Source organism: Bythopirellula polymerisocia, assembly GCF_007860015.1.
Taxonomy (GTDB): Bacteria; Planctomycetota; Planctomycetia; order Pirellulales; family Lacipirellulaceae; genus Bythopirellula; species Bythopirellula polymerisocia.
In genome coordinates, this window is the sequence record NZ_SJPS01000002.1 from 449959 (window position 1) to 474425 (window position 24467).

General features: G+C 54.5%; 16 protein-coding genes. 7 read left to right on the forward strand and 9 right to left on the reverse strand.

The features are described 5' to 3' along the window. Window positions 1–3 precede the first annotated feature (3 nt). The 4 genes from Pla144_RS07950 to csrA form a co-directional block, all read right to left on the reverse strand. Window positions 4–621, reverse strand: a complete 618-nt coding sequence (locus Pla144_RS07950; RefSeq protein ID WP_146449819.1) for a 4Fe-4S binding protein — start codon at window positions 619–621, stop codon at window positions 4–6. A 12-nt stretch (window positions 622–633) separates the two neighbouring features. After that, window positions 634–1464, reverse strand: a complete 831-nt coding sequence (locus Pla144_RS07955; RefSeq protein ID WP_146449821.1) for a hypothetical protein — start codon at window positions 1462–1464, stop codon at window positions 634–636. 9 nt (window positions 1465–1473) lie between these two features. Then, on the reverse strand, window positions 1474–2919 hold the full coding sequence (locus Pla144_RS07960; protein WP_146449823.1) for an outer membrane protein assembly factor BamB family protein: 1446 nt from the start codon (window positions 2917–2919) through the stop codon (window positions 1474–1476). 360 nt (window positions 2920–3279) lie between these two features. Beyond that, window positions 3280–3504, reverse strand: coding sequence for a carbon storage regulator CsrA (gene csrA, locus Pla144_RS07965; protein ID WP_146449825.1), 225 nt, complete (start codon window positions 3502–3504; stop codon window positions 3280–3282). A 299-nt stretch (window positions 3505–3803) separates the two neighbouring features. On the opposite strand from csrA, the gene Pla144_RS07970 reads away from it, so the two are divergent. After that, on the forward strand, window positions 3804–4049 hold the full coding sequence (locus Pla144_RS07970) for a PEP-CTERM sorting domain-containing protein (protein ID WP_146449827.1): 246 nt from the start codon (window positions 3804–3806) through the stop codon (window positions 4047–4049). Window positions 4050–4662: 613 nt separating this feature from the next. Here the strand turns inward: Pla144_RS07970 and glgC are convergent. The 4 genes from glgC to Pla144_RS25500 form a co-directional block, all read right to left on the reverse strand. Beyond that, window positions 4663–5925 (reverse strand): glucose-1-phosphate adenylyltransferase, encoded by a 1263-nt coding sequence (gene glgC / locus Pla144_RS07975; protein ID WP_146449829.1) that lies wholly within the window; start codon window positions 5923–5925, stop codon window positions 4663–4665. A 155-nt stretch (window positions 5926–6080) separates the two neighbouring features. Beyond that, a complete protein-coding gene (gene aceK, locus Pla144_RS07980) occupies window positions 6081–7889 on the reverse strand; it encodes a bifunctional isocitrate dehydrogenase kinase/phosphatase (protein WP_146449831.1) in 1809 nt (602 codons plus the stop codon). Window positions 7890–7951: 62 nt separating this feature from the next. Continuing rightward, window positions 7952–12154 (reverse strand): isocitrate lyase/phosphoenolpyruvate mutase family protein, encoded by a 4203-nt coding sequence (locus Pla144_RS25370; protein ID WP_197530486.1) that lies wholly within the window; start codon window positions 12152–12154, stop codon window positions 7952–7954. A 1011-nt stretch (window positions 12155–13165) separates the two neighbouring features. Continuing rightward, the gene (locus tag Pla144_RS25500; RefSeq protein ID WP_146449833.1) at window positions 13166–13519 is read right to left on the reverse strand and encodes a helix-turn-helix domain-containing protein; all 354 of its coding nucleotides are present in this window, start codon (window positions 13517–13519) and stop codon (window positions 13166–13168) included. Here Pla144_RS25500 and Pla144_RS07995 point away from each other — a divergent pair. The 4 genes from Pla144_RS07995 to Pla144_RS08010 all read left to right on the forward strand — a co-directional run bounded on the left by Pla144_RS07995 (window position 13500) and on the right by Pla144_RS08010 (window position 20253). Continuing rightward, entirely contained in the window at window positions 13500–15122 is a 1623-nt protein-coding gene (locus Pla144_RS07995) for an amidohydrolase family protein (protein ID WP_146449835.1), read from the forward strand. The two genes, Pla144_RS25500 and Pla144_RS07995, sit on opposite strands and share 20 nt — an antisense overlap. A 70-nt stretch (window positions 15123–15192) precedes the next feature. Beyond that, window positions 15193–16863, forward strand: coding sequence for an amidohydrolase family protein (locus Pla144_RS08000; RefSeq protein WP_197530487.1), 1671 nt, complete (start codon window positions 15193–15195; stop codon window positions 16861–16863). A 41-nt stretch (window positions 16864–16904) separates the two neighbouring features. After that, complete coding sequence (gene bla, locus Pla144_RS08005; protein WP_146449837.1) at window positions 16905–17897, forward strand: class A beta-lactamase; 993 nt, start codon at window positions 16905–16907, stop codon at window positions 17895–17897. 43 nt (window positions 17898–17940) lie between these two features. Next, complete coding sequence (locus Pla144_RS08010) at window positions 17941–20253, forward strand: HoxN/HupN/NixA family nickel/cobalt transporter (RefSeq protein ID WP_197530488.1); 2313 nt, start codon at window positions 17941–17943, stop codon at window positions 20251–20253. Between the two features lie 192 nt (window positions 20254–20445). On the opposite strand, the gene Pla144_RS08015 is transcribed toward Pla144_RS08010, so the two are convergent. After that, on the reverse strand, window positions 20446–21777 hold the full coding sequence (locus Pla144_RS08015) for a porin (RefSeq protein WP_146449842.1): 1332 nt from the start codon (window positions 21775–21777) through the stop codon (window positions 20446–20448). Window positions 21778–22681: 904 nt separating this feature from the next. Here Pla144_RS08015 and Pla144_RS08020 point away from each other — a divergent pair. Together Pla144_RS08020 and Pla144_RS08025 are read left to right on the forward strand one after the other, a co-directional pair. Next, window positions 22682–23146, forward strand: a complete 465-nt coding sequence (locus Pla144_RS08020) for a MaoC family dehydratase (protein ID WP_146449844.1) — start codon at window positions 22682–22684, stop codon at window positions 23144–23146. An 80-nt stretch (window positions 23147–23226) separates the two neighbouring features. Beyond that, window positions 23227–24399 (forward strand): CaiB/BaiF CoA transferase family protein, encoded by a 1173-nt coding sequence (locus Pla144_RS08025; protein WP_146449846.1) that lies wholly within the window; start codon window positions 23227–23229, stop codon window positions 24397–24399. Window positions 24400–24467 lie beyond the last annotated feature (68 nt).

Genomic DNA, 24467 nt, shown 5'->3' on the forward strand with positions numbered 1-24467 from the left:
GAATCACACATGGCCCCCTTCGAGGGTTCTTGCCGGTGCTGGCTGCGGACCAATACGGCAGTAGGCCTCCTCAGGACAATGCTGCGCGATTGAGCACTGGTTGCAGCAAACGCAGAGATCGTATCGCACTTCCAGCCGGATGGAACCCAAACCTGCCGGGTCCTTGCATTCCATTACACACCGGCCACAACCGTTGCATTTGGATTCGTCGATCGTGTACTCGTAGAAATTATTCAGCGGATCATAAGGATCCACCTCACCAATCGGGGTCCGCACGATCGCGTCTCGTGGGCACAGTTTCTTTGCCGGCAATCCGTCGGGACCCATTGGGCCACGGACATCGTAGTAAGCTGGGCAGATGCAACAGCGACCACACTCGGCATGGTCGTTCACGGCCCGCACCGCCGAAAGGGGCAAAACACAGTCGGTCGCGCACACATCGCAGACCTGTTCAGAGCCCGTGACACCCAACCGAATATTCACGCATTTGTTCGGCACAATCGCCCAGGCATCCTCCGAACAGGCCCGGCGACCCAAAACGATCCCTGTCCCCCCCAACGCGACCGCGCAGGTTGTTCGTCCCGTACGCTGCAGAAACTGCCGCCTGTCGGGATCATTCACCGCGCACCTCCTTCAATGGCCTGTGGCTTGCAAGAGAAATACCTCGATAGCGCAACGCAGCGGATCAGTCGCATACAGTCGTCCGTGTCCGTCAGCCGCCAGATCAATGTTTTTCGTATTAGAATCGAATACCCCATCAGGGGATTGAGTTAGGAACTCACCTTCGGATGTAAAAACCTTCACACGGGGGGGCGCTTTTTCGCTAACGGCAATCATGCCCTCTGCCGTGGCCGTGATATTAGTTGGATTGCAGCAGCCCCCAAAATCTGCAGGGTCGTTCATTCCAAAGTGGCCAAACCTATCGGTCAAAACACCTTTCAAATTGTATCGTTCGACACGATGCTTTTGCGGGTGCGCGACCACGACCGATGCATGGTCGGCGTCCAGAGCCAAGTCGAGAACCCCATTGGGGATCATGAAGCCGCGAGTGTTTACCTTGTTGCCTACCTCTTGCACCCATTTGCCACTGCGATACAAATGAATCGTGCGGTTCGTCGCATCGGCGGCCAGAAGCGTCTCTCCCACGACGGCCAATCCGGTGACAAGCCCGAGACGGTCCGCATCTTCGATCCGCTGGAGGGGTTTTCCATCGAAATCTAATTGCTCGATTCCTCCCTGCAGGCCAACCCACAATGAGTCTTCACCCACCGCGATTGACCACCCCGCATCGCTGGTAGGAAGCTGCGCCTCCAGCTCTCCATCGGGAGTAAATCGCTTGATCTCGCGATCGCCCAAAGCATACAAGCGATGTTCCGCATCCGTTGCGATTCCGGCCAGTCGCACATGAAACTCTTCCGCCCGATCGCCTTTGCCGCTCAGTGTGTGGGAATGGGTGAATTGCATGTGTCGTTGCTATTCTCTTGGGGAAATCTTGGGTTGAACGCTATGCCGTCGGGAAAGTGCTGCCACACGAGCATCCGCTTTGGCGATGTCCAGGCAGATCAGCTTGCCCAAGTCACGTATCAGCAATTTGCCATGCGAGATGATTGGCGGCGCCCAAACATCCGGCCCTTCGAGCAATTTTATGTTGGCCAATTCTTCGTAATGATCCGCCCTCGCATCGAGAACACGCAGCACACCCGTCTTTCCCTCCAGGACGAAGAATTTCCCGTCTGCCAAGACGTAGCCTCCCATACCAAAGGACGCTTCTCCTTCGCTGGTCCACACCTCATTCCCTTCCAGGTCGAGACAGGTCCACAGCCCGCGTTGCTTCTTGCCGATGCCATAGACATGGCCACCGGAGAGAATAGGAGTCTGTACTTCCGAGTTCCATCCTGCGGTTGGTGGCGGGAGACTTACTACTTCACTAGTAACCCAATCGTCGCCGCTACGCTTCACCTCGCAGACCACCGTTTGCGCGTGATAACCACCCGTGAGAAAAAATCGCCCATCACCTAGGGGCAACGGCGTCGACGAGACTGCCGTGTTGAACTTCCAAGGAAAATGCCATAGCAGTTTTCCCGTCGCAGCATCGACCCCAACCAAGCCCTTGAGAGTTGTGTATGTGTATTGCTTCACACCATCAATTTCAACAGGCATTATCGACGAATGCGATAACAAGAACTGCTCGGTATTCTCAGTCTCCCAGATCGGGTCCCCGGTCGCTATGTCTAACGCCACTATCAGCGCCCGTCCCCCCGTGGCGATCAATACGCGGTCACCCTCTAGTAGTGGACATTGGCCGTTGTACCAGGCGGGAATCGGGCTATCGTACTCAACCGGCAAAGCCTTCTTCCAAATCAGCGTTCCATCTCGGGCGTCGAGGCAGTGGATTTCACACTTGGGATCGATTGCGATCACATAGCCACCATCTGTTGCTGGAGCCGATCGCGTGATCGCATGATTGGGTCTGATGCGTTTCTCAACCTCGTACCGCCATTGCTCCACGCCACTGTCGAGTGCGAGACAACGCACCATCCACAAGCTATCCCCTTCGTCATAGTCGTTAAAATAAACGCACCTCCCAACCACTGACGGAGCAGCATAGCCCTGACCGACCGGCGTTTCCCAGAGTACAAGGGGGCCCCCTGCCGACCCACTGCTGAGCAGGTCAGTTTCCTGGGAGATACCATCTCGGTTTCGACCGCGATATTGTGGCCAGTCTTCTAGGGTGAGAGTGACCGGTCGAGGCAGATCTTCCTCCTTGCGGCGAGTAGTTATCACCACTTTAGCTGGCGCGGTCTCCGCCGAGAGTGCCGACGGCGTTTCCTGAGGAGTGGAGTGGACCGCTCCCTGGGAGCCGCAGCCTAGGCACGTCGCGATTACCAAAGCCATACCAAGAAAAATAGGCTGCTTCATCAGGGTATCCTCGATCGAATACGTAGGAATTGGATTCGAGCCCAGTGAAAGTCGAAGTCTGAACCCAGATCTCTTCCCTCGGCACTGATACGTCGCAAAAATCGCGCCAATTTACAGCAGGAATCCACTGATACTTCGACGAAAGCAATTATTGCATAAGGTCTTCCGACTGGTCCGCAGACTAGTGTGCGTAAACGCACATTTAGGTAGGGCGACCGGCCTATTCGAGCTCGGTATCGCCGATCCCCGGGTCGGATCGGCAGCTCTAAGGCTTGAGACTCTCAAAACTCATCAACACGTCAAACGGTCAATGATCCCCCGATTAATAATCGAACATCATTAAAGCAGCGCGAAATACCACTAGATCATCGAAGCCATAAAGTTCGAACCGATGCTTGCATCAGTTGGTTTGTGCCGGCGAAAAGAACGTTCCGACAACTCGCCCAACTCGCTTCGCATAATGTGAACGTCCTTGGGAGCTTCAATCCCAATCTTCACGCGGTTGCCATTGATTCTCACGACCTTCACGATGATCTTCCCGTTGATGTAGATCGACTCACCGATCTTTCTGCTAAGTACTAACATGGTCCCATCCTCCATGAACCAGAAGTAATTGAGGGATGCAAATTTGTCCCATATCCCGAAGCGGGTTTGTGCTCATGTTACCGCACCCAAAAAGTGAGTTGTGTGTAACAAAGCAAAACGTGCAAATTGTGTACCGTTACAGTTGAGGATGCTCGATTCGTCTTACAATGCTATGAAAGCCAGTTGATCGGCAATGCTGCAGAGAAGTGAGAGTATTTTAAACCGGCAAGCAAGCTAGCGCGCCCTTTGTTGATTTCGCACAGGGCAGCACGGTCAGTTCGAACAAGTCAACTTGAAGTATGTTGGGCTTCCCCGGAGACTTCGACCACGACGGAGACGTCGATGGGCGAGATTTTCTCGTTTGGCAGCGTAACGTCAGTGTAGGGAACTTGTCTGACTGGCAGGCAAACTACGGCGCACCACTCACGGCAACAAGCACTACTGTGCCGGAGCCATCAACCTTGGTTCTGTTTTCGATCGCAGTATTGGGAAGCAACTTCGCCATAAGGCGACGAATCGTCGAGCGAATCGCAATAACTCATTGATGATATGACACTGTTTATCCAACGGACCATTTTCTGAGACGCAGATTAACAACTCTTTGCATGCGGCGGTGTGCACATCCTCGTTCAGTTTGAGTTCCCTCGAATTGTCAGCGGGTGGACCAGTTTCAGCGAGTTGGCCAGTCGGCTAACTTGCAGCGGTCTTGTTCGAGAAATGACACCTCAGCGCCGTAGCAAAATCTCTTCCGGCGGTCGGGTGATGCAACCGCCATCACGAAGCAAATCGTCTTGCTGCTGTCGGTCGTGCACTCCGACCGCACGAAGCGAGGTGCCGTTCGCGACCTCGTCAGGCCATCTGAAGCACGTCAACAGGTATTAAAACGCCAGACCCAAAGGTCCAGACGACTGATGCGATTTAGACTGCTGGTGATACCCAGGCGACCGAGTTTCATTAAAGGTGTGTTTTGCGATTCCAAAGGAATTTTCAGGATCATGCGACTCGGGTCGGTACTGATCGTGATTGCTCGTAAAGAGTGTCCGGGATCCAACGCTGAGAAAAGCAAAAAAACAAGGCATGAAACGACACCACTGACCAAAAACAGATCGTCGCTACCTTGATTACACTGCTATGTGTTCTGTTACACCACTAAACTCCTCAACGCACCTTGTGTATCATCTGACCAAACATCTCCGGTGTCGCTAAGACCACCCCGCCGGGGCTGACGTGGAACCGCTCCCAGTCCTCTGCCGGATCCTCCCCGATGACGGTCCCGGAAGGTACTTTGCAACCTTTGTCGATGATGGCCTTCCGGATCCTGCACTTCGAACCGATGACAACCTCCGGTAGAATTACAGACTGACGAACTTCGGCCTGTTCTTCGATCCTTACGTCATAAAACAGCAGTGAGTTTTCAACATAGCCGCCAGAGATGATCGACCCGTTGGTGACTAACGAGTCCACTGCGAGTCCCCGGCGGTGGGCTTCGTTGAAGATGAACTTGGCCGGGGGATATTGTCTGGAATTTGTCCGAATTGGCCACTTTCGGTCATGTAGTTTGAGTTCAGGGGCCTCACCCACCAACTCCATGTTGGTCTGCCAATACGCATCGAGTGTCCCTACATCTCGCCAGTACTGGCCTCCCCCCACACTTTGAAAAGGACAGGCAAACACTCGGTGGCTTTGAATCAGGGATGGAATGATATCTTTACCAAAGTCGTGAGATGAGTTGGCATCGTCAGCGTCTAGGATCAACTGTTCGAAGAGGAAAGCTGTATCAAACACATAAATGCCCATGGAAGCCAGTGCCCGGTCCCTTGTCCCAGGTATCGGCTTGGGCGAATTAGGTTTCTCTTCAAATCCTACCACTCGCTGTTCGTCGTCCACCTGCATGACGCCGAACTCGCTGGCGAGTTCCACAGGAATCTCAATGCAACTGATGGTCAAGTCTGACTTCCTCAGGCGGTGATAGCTGATGAGGGGGCTGTAGTCCATCTTGTAGATGTGATCTCCGGCAAGGAGGAGCACATAATCCGGATTGTAGCGCCGGACAATGTCGATGTTCTGGTAGACAGCATCAGCTGTACCACTGTACCACTTCTCGGCAATACGTTGTTGAGCGGGAAGAATTTCAATGAATTCGCCCAATTCGGCATGCAGCACCCCCCACCCGTGGATGATGTGGCGGATCAACGACTGGGACTTGTACTGGGTGAGGACCCCGATTTTACGTACTCCTGAGTTGATGCAATTTGATAAGGCGAAGTCTACGATTCTATACTCTCCTCCAAATGGCACTGCCGGTTTCACCCGCCACCGAGTCAGGTCCTTCAGCCGTGTACCGCGCCCGCCTGCCAATACCAGAGCGAGTGTATATTTAATATCAGTAACGATCTGTGTTGGTAGTTCAGGGTATTCCATCTGGTAAATCAACTTTCGAAAAACTGTCAGGGTGAGATTCGCAAGATCCAACTTAAGCAGCAGACTGTACCCTATTCAGATGCAAAACGAGCAGTTGAAATGGGGCGAACTTCCTTAGACAATAAGTCAGCTCGGGCATTTCCTGGGAGATTCCATCAACCGAGAGTAATGCTCCTTTCGGATTCAGGAACAGTGTCGGAGGTTCGGGCTTTCCGCTCCGGGGGCAGGGCATAGGCCAGGCGTTTATCTTCGGCATAGGGAGCCACATGGAACAGCTCACCCGTAGCGAGCCGCTGTTTAAGGCCATTCCAGAAATCGGCTTGCAGCAGATCGCCGTGATATACTGAAAAAACTTGTTTCAATTCAGGCGTTAGTCCGAGAAATTGCAGGAACTCCTCTGGGAAAATGTCATGGGGGCCGACTCCGAACCAAGGTTCGGCAGCGAACTCATCGTCGTAGTCGCGACTTTGAGGGATCTTTCGAAATTTACACTCTGTCAGCAAGCAGACCTCGTCATAGTCATAGAACACGACTCGTTTGTTTCGGGTGACGCCAAAGTTTTTTGGCAACAGGTCGCCTGGAAACAGATTTGTCAGAGCCAAATCCTTGATGGCTTGGCCGTAGTCGACAACTGCGGCCCGTGCGGCCTCAACGTCGGCCTGTCGCAGATAGACGTTTAATGGTGTCACCCTCCGTTCGGCGTAGCAGTGCTTGATGACCACTCGGTTTTCGTCGATCGAAACCGTCTTGCTCGCATCATGGCAAAGTTCAGCTAGCAGGCCATCGGAAAACCGAGCTCGATCTAGTACGAGGTACTCGTATTCCTGTGCGTCGACGAGCCTGCCCGCACGGTCGTGATTGAATATCAAGTGATATCGATTGATGACACTTTCCCTGCTGCAATCCTTGGGAAATTCAAAATTGTCACGAATCACTTTGATAACCACAGGGTAAGAAGGCATGGTGAATACAATCATAACCATGCCTTTCTGACCCTCAGCCAATTGATAATTGTCGTGCGTATCGGCCAGATGGCGGAGTGCGTTTCTATAGAGCTCCGTCTTGCCGTGCTTGTTATAGCCCATCGAGATGTAGATTTCAGCCACTTTCTTGTGCGGGATCAGAGAATTGATGAACGCTACCATGTCATAAGGACGCTCGACCTCTACGAGAAAATAGGAACGCGTGAAACTGAACAGCAAGCTGACGTCTTCTTCCGTCAGAAGTACTGCATCGACGCGCGGGCCTCTGTCGTCGTGGATTAGACACAGTACCAACGGAATGGTTGTATCGTGTACTGTAGTGCGACCCATCAGATAAGCGTGCTCGCCTCTGTAGAAGACGGCGTTCGCAAACATCGCCGTCACAACATTTGTGAAGCCGCCATGGCATTTCAATTCAGACGCTAGTCGCGTCGCCACACGACCGGCGTCCATGTCGATGGCATGCGCAGAGAGATGCAACTCGGGGTGATCCGACAGGACTTTGCGAATCAGATCGGCCGTCGTCTCGGCCCGGTAGGTGCGAAAAACGGGTTTTCGCGACTGTGTCGGCGGTGCCGCGTAGTCAGTGTGCAAGAATTCGATCTCGGGATCGATTCCGACGGTGGTGAAGACACGTCGCGTCACCGAATTAAAAAAGGTTTCCGCGACTTCCCAATCGTCTCGTTGCTCGATCAGCCCTGAGTAGACAGCCTTAATGCCGACCCAGATTAATCGCGAATGAAGGCGATCTCCGAGTCGAGCACGGACCTGCGTCAAGAGCTGCGCGAGTACGAGATCGCGAACCTCAAGTCGCCGACGCGTGTCTTCTTGCAAACCACGCCAATCGCGTTGCGCAAACCGGTGGGCGGCCTGCTGAGTGATGCTGCGGAACCTGCTGTGAAAGTCAGCAAAGCCGTCGCAGATCGCGCGTGACACGCCGTTCGCAAGCCGACTTGTCGACATGGGCATGCGTGCTGTCATGATTGCCTCGACTTCAAGCAAACACTCTCCACAGAACTTCCTAGTTGAGTCAGCGAGTGAAGTTAACGTTTTGCGATTAATCTCTCCAATTCAACGTGATCCGGATGCAGCAGCGCGGTTACCAGATCACGATTCACGGAAGCGACGATGATTTGTCCGACTTCACTACGGACCTCGTCGAAGATGCCGATCTCCTGCAAACGCTGGCTCTGTTTCTGGTTTTCTTCGTTCGGGCTGACGTAATGCACCGACGCAATCTTATACCGGTGGATCAGAAAGAGGTGAAGCAAGGTCATCAGACGCTTCCTGCGAAGTTGACTGTCGTAGGTCTCTTGGTCTCGCATTGAGAGGATCCGCTCACCGCGTCGATCTTGAATGGTTGCAAAGACAATGCCTGCAACCCTGGCGCCACCGGGGTTGACGACACTTATCGAAAGTAGCTCTGAGCCAGCGGAATGGGGCCGTAGCTCCACCCGCATGGGGCCGGGGATTCGATTCTCCTTTGCCCACAGTTGTAGCCACTCTTCCAACAAGCGCACGGGGACTTCGGTCTGGACTAGGTGCTGAACTTGCGTTGACCCCTTACCCATAGCTTTGGTCGTCGCCGTGCGGCCGGATGAGGCCATGAGAGCGCCATCCAAGCGAGGTCCTCCTACCAGCGATTGGGGAGTTTTGTAAGGAGACTCCACCAGCCTTAATTTGCGCTGCAAGCGGGCCAACGAGAGCATTCCATCCTGCTTCAAGGCGGTGGCGAATTCCTCTGCCGCCATGCCGTCGACCTGATGTCCCCCATAGGTGATGAAGTCAAACACATACCCCAACTTGCCCAACTCGGCTGGGAATTCCCGCATCTCGTTGTCTGTCATGCCGGTGGTATCCCAGTTGAAAGAAGGCGAGAGGTTATAGGCCAACATTTTCTCTGGATACCGGGCATGGATCGCGTCGGCAAAACGCTTGGCGTAGGGCAGATTGGCCGTCTTGGTCTCCATCCAGATGATGTCGCAGTAGGGCGCCACAGCCAGGGACTTGGCAATGGCGTATTCGATACTGCCTTCGATGGGGTAGTAACCTTCGGGCGTCCGCGCCAGCTCGCAATCCCAGGTCACGTTGACACCCATCGACTGTGCCCGTTCGCACGCTTCCTCGTGCGACGCACCGCTAGTCCATGCAAGCCATTCGTCGACCGAGACGTCGAACTTTTGGCCCTCGTCGAGATGGAAATTCATGGCGTCGGCAACGGCCTTGCCAAAGGTCTTGAATCCGGCCTCCGCTTCCCAACGTTCGGCAAACAGATTCGATACCTCATTCAACAACGCTTCGGCTGGAAGCACGCGATCCTGACGATGAGCATTGAGTAGCGACTCCATGGTTGAGAAGACTCCCACTCGGTCTAGCCACGCGTAGGCAGATTCATAAGCGGAGTCCGTCAACTCGTACAAGAAATGGCCATTGATTTCATCCACCCCCAGCTCATTGAATCTTTTCAAGATCGAGAGATAGGCAACCCGCCAAGCCGGCACCGCTGCATTGGTAACTCCCAAGATGAAGGGCTGATCCCGCTCGTCACTGTTTCCGTCCAGCAACGTCGCGGCTTCGGCATCGGTCCGCGCTACGATGATGCCGGGCACTTTCATCACGTCGAGTTGAAACCGAGCCGCATTGAGACGCTTGATCTGCTCGTCTACCGGCACTAACACCTTGCCTCCTTGGTGGCCACACTTCTTACATCCAGGCTTTTGATCTTCGATGTGGTATCCCGGCACACCAACTTCGACAAACCGACGGATGAGATTCCGCACGTGGGCGTCTCCTCCGTGGCCCGTGTCAGCGTCGGCAATGATGAAAGGCCGATAGTCAATTTTGGGAGTCGTGGCACGTTCTTCATCGGTCATACGCGAGCGGGCGAATTGTTGGTTCTTGTCAGCGGTCAACAGTGCCCGGACAATCGGGGCTGCTTCGTCGGGCACTTGGCTGAGTGGATAGCTGGCGAGGTCAGCCCCTGGGTCTTCGGTAACCGACCCCTTCGCGGAAGTGGCCCACCCGCCGAGATAGATTCCTTCGATGCCAACACGTTTCATGGCGACCGCTTGACCTGGCGAATAGGGTCCAAAGGTTGTGATCGCTTGCTGATTGCGATAGAGCTCTCGTAGTCGAGAATGCATGCCCTCGCTGGCTATCTTCGCAATGGAATAGTCCTGCGCAATTGAGCCGCGTTGTTCAACCACCTGACGCGCACTATACAACCTTCGTATCCCCTTGAATCGAGGACCCCCCATCCAAAGCTTGGTTTGCTCAACCTCCCGGTCAAACGCCGTTGCCTCTTCGTCCGCGCACATGTCCGCTGTATCCAGGTTCTCTGTAATGCGTGTACCATCCAGCTTGAGCGTACTCAGATACAGGCCAATCCTTTGTTGAGCTTTCGGAAGACTTGCATTATTAAGATTGATATTCAGCAGATCGATGTACCAAGGCACTTTGATCTCGTCGAGCACATACTTCTCAACAATTTCTCGAGCAATCGGCAACGTGGTCAGCTTCGAGTCCGAATGGACATCTTTGTCATCTGCCAGAGACAATTTTTTGTACTCCTCCGCCAGCAATCTGCGGAAAGTTCCCTTCGTGAAGACATCTCCGGCTTTCGCCCCTGTTTCAACATCATCATCGGTAAGTCGTGCTTTCTTGTGAATCCACTCCCACAGGATGCTAAGGCGGATTTCGCCGGTGGCCGCGTCCTCCATTAGATAGAGGATGTCGTCGTTGCCGAAAAAGTCTGCCGGTTTCAACGCTGCGGCTTGAAATCCCTGGCCGAACGCATTTCCGTATTGCAGTCCGACACTAATCAGATCTCGAGCGCCGCGAATCGTCCTCGGAGCGTCCTCCAGCATCATGAGGCCGTCGGCATCCGCTGGAGTATAAGTAAGCCGTGGGAATTCTCGACCAAGCTGATTGTCCTGCCCCACTTTCTCCCACACCGGCCGCACGATGTGTACCATCTTCCAGTGTGCCACCCATTTGCCACTGGCACCTGCCTGTTGCTCACGCTCCCCCCCGGCTACTGCTTTCTGCATGCCATTGGTAACACCCTCAGGAGATCCGACCGGAATGTTCGGCTCCATGCCCCCCTGCCATAACGCGCAGCGGCCTGCTGCGTCCGGTGTGTTCACAGCACGACGAACCCGGTCTTCATAGTTTCGCATGTAGCCATAGGTCATTGTGATGGCATCGATGTTCGGGTTAATAAAATCAAGGTTCCATGCCAACGCGTCGGACACGCTGTTGATGTAATCCCAGCGACCCGTGTTGTACCCTACAAAGTGCTCACCCAACGCGGCGCGAATCTCCATCAACTGGAAGGTTGCTTCGAGTTGCTCGACAAGCACGTAGACCTTAATAGCTCCGCGGCCAAGTCCCAAGTGGTCTTCGAGCGCCGAGAGCATGTCGTTCCAAAATCCGGCCTCCTCGGCGGTCTGAATCTTGGGTAGATAGAGAACAATCGACGAACCTTCTCGATTTAACTGCTCAAAGTTATTGACGACATACAGCGACAGGTCGACGATCGAAGCTGAAAACGACTGGCCATCGGCCGTGCGAAGGTGGCGGTCGTCTAAATGCAGGCCCCGCGCGCGAAAGATCTTAGTCGTGAAATCGAGTTGGGACTGCCAGTCCCGGACGATCTTCCTACCGTGGAATTCCAGTGCCCAGGCGTTCATCTCCTCGGCAACCTCGGCAGCCACCCTCATGAAGACTGGGTCTCGGTGAATGGCAAGCTTTAAGTTCCGCTGATTGTCAAGAGCCATGGTGCGGACCTGACCTAGGGCGTCCTCGCCGTCAAACATCCAGCCGTCGGCCCCTGAAAGCAGCGCATACGCCACATTGCGGATACCGGATTCGACAGGGGAGTTCGGTTTCGTCGCCGGGCCCGTTCCCTGAATCCATTGCCTCTGCAAGTCTGTGGGAATTTCCGATCCTAAGAAGTTGCCGTCGCGGGCGGCTTGCACCTTGATCTGAGTGCGCGGAATAAGGCTTTCTGCATTCAGAAATTGGATCTTTTCGTGATCGCGGAAACGACGCAGTCGCCGCTCGCTGCGCTTGGCCATCAGTGATTTCTGGTCCTCGTTGAAGCTCGCCATAGCCTCTAAGGCGTCGAGGACCTCAGAAGTAAAGATGTCCGCATAGTCGGACTTCAGAGCACCTCGAACCTGGATGTTTCGGCCACCAGTTGTCGCATTTCGGCCCATCATGGGCACCTCAGTACAGGTACTCATTTATTCGTCCCCTTCTTCTTGCACTCTAAAATTGTGGAGACACTCCTATTGTCACTAGTCAGATGCCCACAGTTGCGGGCGCGGTGATTGTTCGACAACCACATCACAATGAACAAGCAATTACTGCACCGATTATGCGTACCTACTTTTCCGCGCCGCGAGAGTCAGAATCGCCGACTTTCAAGGATGTAGCCACCAGCCCAATACAACACACACCAAGGATAAATATCCTTAGCTTTTGCTCGTAAGACGGTAGATTTCACTTCTGTGAATCTCATTTTGACATGCCTTGAGAGGGATGCAGTGCCTTGGTATCTTAGAACGCAAACACAAAATGTTCGCGTCTGTAAGCGCGCTTTCAGGGTTGCAGTGTGCGATATCGCACATCAGCTCTCGAAGAGTCATCCTCTGTTGTCTATGACCAGAATTCAGAAGTTTCTTAGTGGAACATCACACATGAGGGCGTGTCCTGGGTGCATAGGCAGAATTGCTGAGGTCGATCCACCGCTGCAAATCTGGTCGGTTATCAAGCTGCCGATGGACCACCCGACTGGAGTTTCGCTCGACGCCAACTCGCAGAGGTGTACTTCGAGATTTGACACCGCTGCGCCATGGGAAAAACCGTCCGAGCGGTCGGTTGATGCAACTTCAGTGAGTTGGGAACGCTCGAACTTGCGTCGGTGCGTCGGAAGTGTGTCGAATCGGAGCAGATTCGGAGCCGCTGGGTTGCACGCTCAGGACACGCCCTCCTGGGTAAGTTGTCAAAGTTGCGGATACGTCACTTTTACTACATCCGATAGCGATTTGTCTTGGGCTTTGAGCAGCTACGGTGTCTGGGTATTGAACTGACGGACACAACTTAACCAAGACGCAATGTGCCTTATGCCGAGGCAACTGAGGCCATGAAGGTCTTGGGGTTCAAGTCAGCGGTAAACGACACCAATCGGACTGGTGGACGTTCACGCCGAAGAGCTATGTGTAGAGAACGTGATGGTAGACTCTGCTGTCGAGTCAGGCTCTTGGAGTCTGCGAGGGCAGAGGACCAAACAACTTCCTGAAGTCCCCCGCGAATCGGCTTCGATCGAAGAAACCGCTTTCCAGGGCGGCTCTTTTTACACGCATCTCAGCGGCACTGGTTGTCACGAGGCGCTCACGTGCTGTGTGGAGCCGGCGAATTGTGAGAATCGCATCGGGGAATTTCCGTAGGCCTGCTTGAAAGTGATTTGCAGCGTTCGGGCACTGACGCAAAGCTCTTTGCACAACTCGTAGCGCTGGAGCACTTTTTTCGGCCGCCGCCTGAGTCCCGACTTCTAATCCACAACCAAAATACCATACAATCAGCACCATGAACATTCGTAACAGCATCCGCCTACTCCTGGCGACAAGCCTTCTCACCGTTTCGTCGGCATTTGCCCAGGACTACGACATCGCCATCCTCAACGGCCGGGTTATGGACCCCGAGACCAACTTTGATGGCGTGCGCAATGTGGGGATCAAGGATGGCAAAATCGTTGCGATCACCGAGGACGCCATCACCGGCAAAGAGACCATCGACGCCAAGGGTCACGTCGTCGCCCCCGGCTTTATCGAGGGGCACCAGCACGCGACAGACCCGTTCAGTCGCAAGGTGAATTTGCGTGATGGCTTGACCACCCAGATGGATTTCGAAGCAGGCGCCGGCGATATCGCTAAATGGTATGCAGAGGCCGAGGGTAAAACCCAGGCCAACTACGGTATGGTCGTGCTCGCAACGCTTGCCCGTGGATTGGTGCTGGACGGACCTGAAGTAGTGGCTGGTGCTAATGACATGGGCGGCCTGTTCCCTATGGTGGGTCGCGCCGCCGCAAAGGCTGAGAAAGAAGGACGCAAGCCAGGCTGGACTGCCACCTTGCCCAATAAAGAGCAGATGACCAAGATCATGAGTATCGTCGATGAAGGCCTTCGCCAAGGCGCCTTGGGCGTGGGCATTCCAGTCGGCTATATGACCACGGGCGTGACCCAGTACGAATTGTATAAATACCAGGAGTTGGCATCAAAATACGGTCGTGTTTCGAATGCGCATGTCCGCTTTGCGGGTGTCAGGCCTCCGACCCAGGGACAATTGGGTGTTCAGGAAATGCTGGCCAATGCCATGGTTTTGGATGCACCTTTCCTGGCTTCACACCTGAACAGTAACATGGACTGGGAGTACACGATCCCGCTCATCAACGACGCAAGAGAAAAGCGAGGCGCCAAAGTATGGGGTGAGGTTTACCCCTATGCAGCGGGCGGTACCGTTGCTTCGACAGATATTCTCACAGAGTCGAGCATGGCTCAGATGAATATAACCTATTCGGACGTCGCCAACCTTGACGGCACGCGTTGGGATAAGGCGATGTATGCGGACGTTCGCAAGAATGATCCGGGCAGAACGATTTTGATTTTCAACAACTCCCCTGAGGACATCGCTAAATGGATGGCTATGCCAGGAGTTGTTGTTGTTTCTGACGGGATGGCGATCCAGGATGCAAAGGGCCAATACTACCCATGGGATTCACCTTATGAAGGCAAGTCAGTTCACCCGCGTTGTGCAGGTACCCGCGCCAAGGTGCTGCGCATGGTGCGTGTAGATAAGAACATGCCCCTGATGGAAGCCATTTCCAAGATGAGCTACCTGCACGCTAAGTACTTTGATGAACTGGGCGGCATCAGCCAGTTCAGGACCAAGGGCCGGGTGCAGGTGGGTGCCGATGCCGACATCGTCGTCTTCAACCCGGACACGGTCACTGATAACAGCACGTACGAGCCAGGCATGGGCGCGTTGCCCTCTACCGGCATTCCCTACGTGCTGGTGAACGGTGTCGTGGTCGTGAGAGATTCCGAAGTGCAAAAGGTCTTTCCAGGCAAACCGATCCGTTTTCCGGTGCAGGAAAAGGGCCGGTTGGATCAGATTACCATCGAACCAAGGATTTTTGATCCGAACCAGTGAGCAATGCAATCCGGGCTTGGCCTGTTGAAGAGTGAGCAACGAAACAACCACGTTAAAAAGGAAAATCAAAATGAATCTAATAAGAAGAGTTCTTGAACAAGGGCGCAAGCAGTTTACTGTGTTCACCCTTGTTGCGGCGTTAACAACAAGCCTTCTCACCGTCTGCTCGGCCTTTGCCCAGGACTACGACCTCGTTATCAACAACGGCCGGGTCATCGACCCTGAAACACTGTTTGACGACATCGCCAATGTCGGTGTCAAGGACGGCCGCATCGTCACGATCAGCAAAGAACCACTCAAAGGTGCCGAGACCGTGGACGCCACCGGCCAGATCGTGGCACCGGGCTTTATCGACACGCACTTCCACTTTCAAATGCCGGTCGGCTATTCGCTCGGGTTGCGCGATGGGTTGACCTCCAGCATTGATTTCGAGATGGGCTGTGCGGGATCCTATATCGACGGCTGGTACAAAGCACGCGCCGGCGTGACCGGGGCCAACTATGGCTGCGCGGTCAGCCACGAATCTGCCCGCGCGATGGTGATCGACGGGTCAGACGGCGATTACATGAAAGACGGCCCCCTTTCCGCTTTGGAAACCCGGAAGAAAACGGGCTGGAGCGTGACGCGCCCGACCCTGGAACAGGGCAACGCGATTCTCGAGGAGATTGACAAGGGCCTGCAGGCTGGCGCCCCCGGCGTCGGCAGCACCGTGGGGTACATGAGAGAAGGCGTCTCTTCGCGCGAGATGTACGAGGTGCAGAAAGTCGGGGCCCGTTATGGCCGCCCGACCGGTGCACATACACGCTATACGCTCGGCACCGCCACGACCGAGAATAACGGCGCGCAGGAACTCGTCGCCAACGCCCTGGCGCTTGGCGCCCCGGCGATCGTGCTGCACTACAACAACGACGGCTGGCAGCTTGCACACGAGATGATTACCAAGCTTCAGGAACAGGGCCACAATATCTGGGGTGAAATCTACCCTTATGCTGCCGGTTCCACCCCGATCAATGCCGAGTTCCTGGAGCCTGAGAGCTGGATCGACGAATTTGGCAAACGCTATGAAGATACCATGCTGGATCCGGTCACGGGTAAGTACTACACCTTGGAAACCTACAAGGAGACGATCGCATCTGAACCCACCACAATGATCGTCATCTTCAAGCAGCCCGAAGAAAACCAGGCGAAGTGGCTGACGCTGAAGGGCGTGACCATGGCCAGCGATGCAACTGCCGCCACGCCCTACGACGCCCCGTGGGATTACCCTCTGGAAAAGTTGGGTGGCACGCATCCGCGCACGGCTGGTGCCCGAGGCGCTACGATCAGGCTCGGTCGGGAAAACAACATCCCGATGATGCAGCTGATCTCGATCCTCAGCTACAACGCTGCCAAGCATCTGGGCGATACCGGTCTGAAGTTCATGCAAGAGCGCGGCCGCATTCAGAAAGGCATGGTTGCCGATATCGTGGTGTTTGATCCCGAACTCTTCAGGGACAATTCAACCTATCAACAGGGCGCTATCCCTTCAACGGGCATGAAAGCCGTGATCGTCAACGGTCAGGTGGTTGTGCGTGACGACGTGCTGCTTCCGGTTTTTCCTGGTCAGCCGATCCGCTTTGAACCCGAAGCCAAACCGCGCTTCGAGCCGATCTCGGCGGAGGCGTGGAATGCCGAATTCTCGACCGGTATGCCTTTGCCATCTGACTTCTCGGGTGGCTTCCCAGAGAAGGTCGAAGAGTGATCACGTCACATTCCACAATCAGATACCTACCATACGACATCATGAAAATTCGAAAAAAAATCAGCCTGCTTTTGGCGACCAGCCTTCTCACCGTTTCCTCGGCCATTGCCCAGGAATATCATTTTAAGGATATTTCTCAGAAAATTGAGAAGGTTACGCAGGGAATGGTTGGCCGCATTGGCGTGGCTGCTCAGGAAATCGGCGGCAACGAGGTCATCGCGGTCAATGGTGATGAGACCTTCGCCATGGCCAGCACCTACAAGGTGGCGATCGCCACGACCGTGCTGGATCGCGTGGACAAGGGGGAACTCAGTCTCGACCAACTGGTCGAAGTCCAGCCCGACATGTACGTCACCGGCGTCACTGCGCTTGCCGAGACATTCCCGCACCCCGGGATCAAGCTCTCGGTGGCGAACCTGATCGAGGTGATGATCACGGAAAGCGACAACACGGCGACGGACGTCTGCATGGAACTGGCAGGCGGAGCAGCGGCGGTGACCAAGAACCTGCGCAGGCTCGGGATCACCGATTTCAGGGTCGATCGGACTACCCGCGAGATTCTCATGGATTTCTACGGCTTGTCGGCGGTCACGCCGGAAGCTATCCCTGAGGCCATCAAAAACAACCCGGCACTGGTGGCGGCCCAGGTTGATCCCAATCCGGACTTCGAGGCGGATCCCCGCGATCACACAACGCCCCTTGCTATGCTGAAACTCCTGCTTGCCATCGACGGTGGCAAGGCGATGAGCCCGGAAAGCAGCAAGTTCCTGCTGGGAGTCATGTCGCGCACGCGCACCGGCGCTGGCCGACTCAAGGGGCTGTTGCCGAAGGGAGCGTCTGTAGCGCACAAGACCGGAACCGCAGGCGGAATTGCCAACGACGTCGGTTATGTCACGCTCCCCGACGGTCGGCGGTTTGCGATCGCCGTGTTCACGAACAGCAGCAAGACACCCGTGGCGGACAGAGATCGGGCGATTGCGGAAGTTGGCCGGACTCTTTACGATTTTTATTATTTAACGGCAAAAGACAAATGACTTTTGTCATGCCTAACGCAGTGTTAAACACAGAATGTGTAATATGCGGTTCTTACGATTCGTTTTTGCGGTGGCGGCCATATTGGCCGCTACCAGGGCTTCTGCTGCCCCTGAAGAGATCGAGTTTTCAGACCTTGCGGATCCTTTGGCCGTTGTCTTTGACGATCCCTACCGAGACATGGGGTTCCAACTGCTGAATGAGTTGAAGCTCATTCTTCAGGTGGGTGAGAAACTCTCGCAAAACGATCTTCCCGAAGAGCAGCGTGCCCGGTTCGAAACCCGACGCACCGCGGCGAAGGACATGCTTGAGATCAACGGTTACGACGTCGATGAGCTTTTGAGCCAACGCTGGGAGGTCGCCAAGAAGCGGAGGGTCGCGCTCATTGCCACGAACCCCGCTCTGGACAAGGCCGAGGTGACGCTAGCGGGCTATCTGATCCCGGCGCCGCAGGCCGCAGATGGCACCTACTACGGCTATCTGGTCTCTCAAGTGGGAATGTGCAGCCATCTTCCGCCGCCTCCGCCGAACGAACTCGTGCGGGTAAAATTGAAAGAAGATCCGCAGGGCCAGTCTCTCTATGTGCCGGTTCAGGTGACTGGCCTGCTGCGTGTCGAACCAAGCGATGCCACCATATTCATCCTCGATGGAGAGTCGCATATGTTCAGCGGCTGGACTCTTGACGCCAACACCGTCGATCAAAGGGAAGATTTGCGAGATGATAGCGCTGTTAATGCGTTCCATCAAACGTTCACTAACGGCATCGACTTGGCTGCCTCCACTGAAAAGGTGCAGCCAATCACGTGGAGAAATCTCGTCCCGCAAGTTGAGATCGATAGCGATCCCTTTCTCGAGTTGACCTCTGATCAGAAACTCGACCTCGTGATAGCCTCCAGAATACGGGAGCTACAGTCGGCAGGCGTGGACATTACGCCAGAGCAAATGGAGAAGCTCACTGGCGCTGTAAAGCGGCTTGAGGAGGACGATATCGACATGGATGGATTGATCGCTTTGCGCGGAGAGATTGTCGCCCAGCGAGCGCACGCGATGGCAGCGGTCAACGGAACCCTGAACGGCAAGCAGGTACGACTCGCCGGTTATGTCCTGCCACTCGGGACGGGTGGGCAGAAGATCACGGAGTTCCTGCTCGTTCCGTGGGTAGGTGCCTGCATCCACACGCCTCCGCCGCCTCCGAATCAAATGATCCACATTTCGGTTCCTGGCGGGATGGACCCGCGAGGGCAATTCTCTCCTGTGTGGATCGAAGGAACGGTCGAAGTGAAACCGGCGAGCTACGACCTGTTCCTCGTCGATGGCAGCATGCAGGTGAAAGTCGCCTACACCATGGTGACCGATGTCATCAGCGACTACTCAGCGGCCGATTCGGACGACCTCGCCAAGGTGGAAATTCCCGAGAGTGCCTTCGCAGGGCACAGCTGGTTCCAAATTGCGCAGGCAAAGGTTTCCCTGATTTTCACGCGCGCCATGAGCGGCCTCCGCGACGATGGAAGCTCGAAGGCATTCTGGTTCGCGATCCTGGTGGCCTTCGGCTACGGCCTCGTGCACACGCTTGGTCCCGGCCATGGCAAGGCGGTGGTGATCTCCTACTTTGTTGGCGATGGAGGGAGTTTGCGCAAAGGCTTCAAGATGGGAGTGTTGATCGCGGTCTTTCATGTCCTGTCCTCGATCATCGTCGTGCTGGTGGCGGATTTTGCCTTGAGGCAGGCCACCGGCCAGGCTCCGTCGGACTACCGCGCCATCCGCCTCGGCAGCTACGCCCTGATCATGGCCATCGGAGCCGTGATGTTGCGCAGTGCCATCCAAGCCTCGAGACAATCGCAGAAAAGCCTGGAATCTGAGACGGGTGATCACGCCCACGCCGGTCACGATCACCATCACGAAAATCATGGTAACAACCACGACGACCATGCTCATCACGACTGCCTCGCCTGCTCCGCCCTTGAGAAAAAAAAGAAGGGTGCGGGCACGTGGCTCGCCCTCGCGGTGGGAGTTGTCCCCTGCACCGGCGCGCTTCTGGTGCTGCTCTTCGGCGTGGCCAACGACCTCCTTTTTCCTGCCATCCTGATGGTCGCTGCCATCTCCGCGGGAATGGCACTCGCCATGTCCGGCATCGGCGTGCTCGCCATCCTCGGCAGGCGCGTCGCCTTCCGCCGGATGCAGGCTGACGATCCTCGGCGGGCTCGCTTCACTTCCGGATTGCGGATCACCGGTGCGGCGTGCGTTCTCCTGATCGGAACCTTACTCTTCGGCCTGACCTACTCCAACGCCAGTCAACTGACAGTCCCAACACAGTCTCCGAGTCTCGGCGACTCTCAAACGTTAGGGCAGAACGGTTAGAGAAGCCACTGCCGCGTCCAAGATGCTCTTGAGCGGGCGTAATAGTTACCGCAGCCGATTCGCTGCACATTCATCTTTCGACCCAAACGCAACGCTAAACCTCGGCAATGCAATCCAATTCACGGCACCCCTTCGGTTGGATCGTAAATGGTTCGCTTAATGACTCGTCTTAGCTTTAACCCCGCAGTTTCATTACAGTCCGAATTGGATGGTGAACTGGATTCGATTGTTATCTCCGATCGTCAGGTCCCGAACCTCCCGCCAATTGTAGTTGTATTCGATTCCCACTCCGAAACCGGGGCGCGGTGACCAGATCAGGTTGATCGCGGCGTTTTGAAGATCGCGGGCTGCCGTGGAAGCCATCAGCGAAGTCGACTCAACACGCGTCAGGCCGTAATACATGTTCGTGCGGAATTCATCCGAAAAAAAATGCTGCAACGATATATAGGCTCCCGTTGCCCCCAGGGTTCGGAAACCGTCCACATCGGGCGCGGCCGCGGACTGCGTTGCGGCCAGTCCCAACATGTATTGTCCGATGCCTCGTCCGCCAGTGACACCCATCCGGAGATTGTCTTTTCCGGCGAGCTGTACCCGAGAAGTCAACGCGACGCCCCAGCCGGTCCGCAAGTGTTCATCCCCGAACTGATCTTCATACCCGATGCCCCGGACCAGCGAAGCGATTTGAAACGTGCCGATATCGTTGCTGGCGAACTGGATCCTCGAAACGAAGTCGGGCCAGCGTTCCAGCGGCTGATCGTTGATGGGATCCGGCAGCGTGACGTCGTTGGAGCTAGGGTCTTCAAAAGCACACGCAATGTTGACACAATCATTGACGCGACGAGTAACGCGAAAGAGCCCTTGTCGAACGAAAATCGAGCCAGGCTGTGCCGTTTCAGGAAGAGCCTGAGGCAAGGTGGCGGGGTCCATGAAGGTTGACCAAGTCTGTCCGGCTAATAGTTCAAAGTTGTCAAATTTCCATTCTCCGAACGCATGCCGGAGTCGCGGTACTGTTGCTTGAGGCGCATAGAAATCAAATTCGATAAACCCACGTAGTTTGCCAAAATCTGTACTGGACTGGGCGTCAAAATTCAATCGAGAATGATTCGCCGTAAGCGTTGTCTGGCCTCGCCTTTGCGCTAGCGGTGACCCGTCAAGGGCGATGGTGCTTGGCACCAGTAACGTCCCGGACCCAACATATCCAGTATCGTAGATCATTTCCCCGCGCGCGTAGCCACCAATGCGAAGTGAAACATCCGTTCCGGGTAAAAGAATGGCTCCACGAGAATCACCTGCTTGAACCAATCGTTGTGGATCGATGGGCGGCTCAAGCAAGTCCTGCGTAGAAACGTTGCGTTCAGCTACCAGTCTGCGCAACTCTTCGACTTCCGAACGCAGTTCTTCAACGTCGGCGTTCTCCGTCGGTGACAAACGTGTTTTGGCATCCGAGTCTTGTGCGAGTCCTTGCTTGGCCAATGGCACGCCCAGAATGCCAAAAACCAAGATGAAAATGAACAGCCTCCACATGACGGCAATTCTTGCAATGAGGCCTTGGTAAATTGAAAGTCCTTGAACTGCTTGGTGGCTGTACCTTTTCGGCACGATTCGATTTTCTAAAGAATCGGCACGAATGAGGTCTTAACTTTAACGAATAGGCAGTCTAATTCGATTATTCCACGGCTTATCCAGAGATGCCTAGATAGTGCCGAGCGACTACACGGAATACTAGGCCACGAGACCAACTGACAATCAGAGATACCATCGACGCAGTCGCGAACGACCACTGTAGCTAGATAAGGGTTCTGGGTTTTACTCCCTCGTTCTTCGCTGTGCGGAAACCACTACAACACGTACAAAATTGGTCGGTATTCCTGCGCTTTTTGCATGCTGATTGATCGAATCCATGGCGTTTGGGCATTCTTTACGTATGCATCGTGTTCGCATTCCTTGCCATGTGCTACCTGCTGGACATAGCGCGGCCCGAATGGGGCTGGCATCCACACAAGCTGATCATCTGTCCAACCTTGAATATTCAGGCGTCGCGGTAGCACGTGCCGACCGAAGCGTCTTGCACTTGAACGATTTGGGAGCGCTATTAGCGCACCGAACGTCGATTGCGAGTTTTGCATATTGATTTCTCGGCTTCAAGCCTTCCGCGGAATGGCGCGGGCATTTCCTCGGTTTTTGCGCCGTTTTCCAGCCAGGGGTTTCCAACTCGACTCCGCCGAAAAATCCCAGTAAAGGAGGAGTTGAACCTTTTTTCCTGTTGCGTGGACTGCCGCCTCGCGGTTGTTCGTTGACGCCGAACAGTCGGGACGATAACTTCAAAATGAAATTGTACGTCGTTTCAGAGCGTCATGTCTTGGTGCTTACCGAGGCGAGACGTAAATAGCGTCGTGATGATTTCACTTTTAAAAAATAGGAGAAGAACATGGCAAACAAAATCGTACCTAAAGATGAGCTCGTCAATTACATTGGGACCAAGGTTGAACCAACCGGATGGTATGAAGTTACGCAGGAACGCATCAACATGTTTGCCGAGTGCACAGGGGATAACTACTTTATGCATGTTGATGTCGAAAAAGCGAAAAAAACTGATCTGGGTGGAACCATTGCTCACGGCTTGTTGACGCTGTCGTTGACACCTTATCTGATGGATAACTTTCCAGTACCTGAGAATATGCCACATGGTCTGAACTATGGGTATGATAAGGTTCGTTTCCTGTCCCCGGTACGCACAGGTAAGCGGGTACGCATGCACGGCGTGGTTCAGGATGTCCATTGGAAGGATGAGCACAACTGCAAGTTCAAGGTTGGTGTGACCGTTGAAATTGAAGATGAGGAAAAGCCAGCGCTGTACGCCGAATGGATACTTTACTACGAAACCGTCGACTAAGATTACCGCCGAATCGGCTCGCTCACCCGATATTACAGGGTGAGCGAGCCATCATCTAACCATCATCTAAGGAGACGTACATGTCAGATACTTCCAACCTTCCGTTAGACGGAATTCGCGTTCTGGATTTCACACAGGCCGAGCAGGGCCCCATTGGCACTCTACAACTCGCTGATTTTGGTGCCGATGTGATCAAGGTCGAGCGCCCGGGCGTGGGTGATCTGAGTCGGCATACCGTTGGCGGGACATCTCTAGAGGCGACGAACAATCCGACGTATGTAGCCATGAATCGCAACAAGCGTTCGATGGAAGTTGATACGAAAAGCGAAGCTGGAAAGCAGATTATTTATGGTCTCGTCAAAGAGATGGATGTGGTCGTAAACAATTTTCGCCCCGGCGTGATGGATAAAATGGGCTTTAGCTATGAGAAGCTCAAAGCGATTAATCCACGCATTATTTATGCGGCCGCAACAGGCTATGGACCTGTCGGCCCATACGCCGAAAGACCCGGGCAGGATATGGTGGCCCAAGCCATGTCGGGTGTAATGGCTGTAACCGCGGACCCGTCAATTCCATCATCGATTTATCCAACCGCCCTCTGCGATTATACCGGCGGAATGCATCTCTGTCAGGGCATTATGGCCGCGTTGATTGGGCGGGACAAAACCGGCGCTGGTCGAAAAGTGGAGGTGTCGCTTTATGACTCGATGATTGCGATGCAAACGCAGGAAGCGGCCTACTGGAACAAATATCAAAAGGTTCTGAACTGGGCGGCAATGCCACTCGCTGGTCACTTCGAGGCCAAGGATGGGCCAATTGTGGTGATTGGAGCGTTTATGCCCAACCCGCTAAAGGCTATGTGCGCTGCTTTCGAAATAGATGATCTCACCATACCCTATCCGGATATGGCTTCTCAGATCGAAAACAAAGCGGTTATACAGGATACACTCCGCAAGGAAGTTGCCAAATACACAAGGGACGACTGTTTGGCACGTCTAGAAGGGCAGGATGTACTTTGTTCCCCGGTCCGGAAATTGAGTGAAGCACTGGAAGACCCGCAAACAGCGATTAACAATATGCTACTCGAAATGGATCACCCGGTTCTTGGCAAACTGACGGTCGTCAGTTGCCCCGTTCATATCAGTGACGCCCCTGTTACTGTGAGAATAATGCCGCCACTGCTCGGTGAGCACACCGAAGAGATCCTTCGCGAATTCGGTTTGGCCGGAGATGACGGTAAGAGCGCAGGATGAGTGTCCTGTTTGACACAAGTGACGGCGTACTCGGGTTGCGATTGATCGTCCAACGAGGATGAATGCAA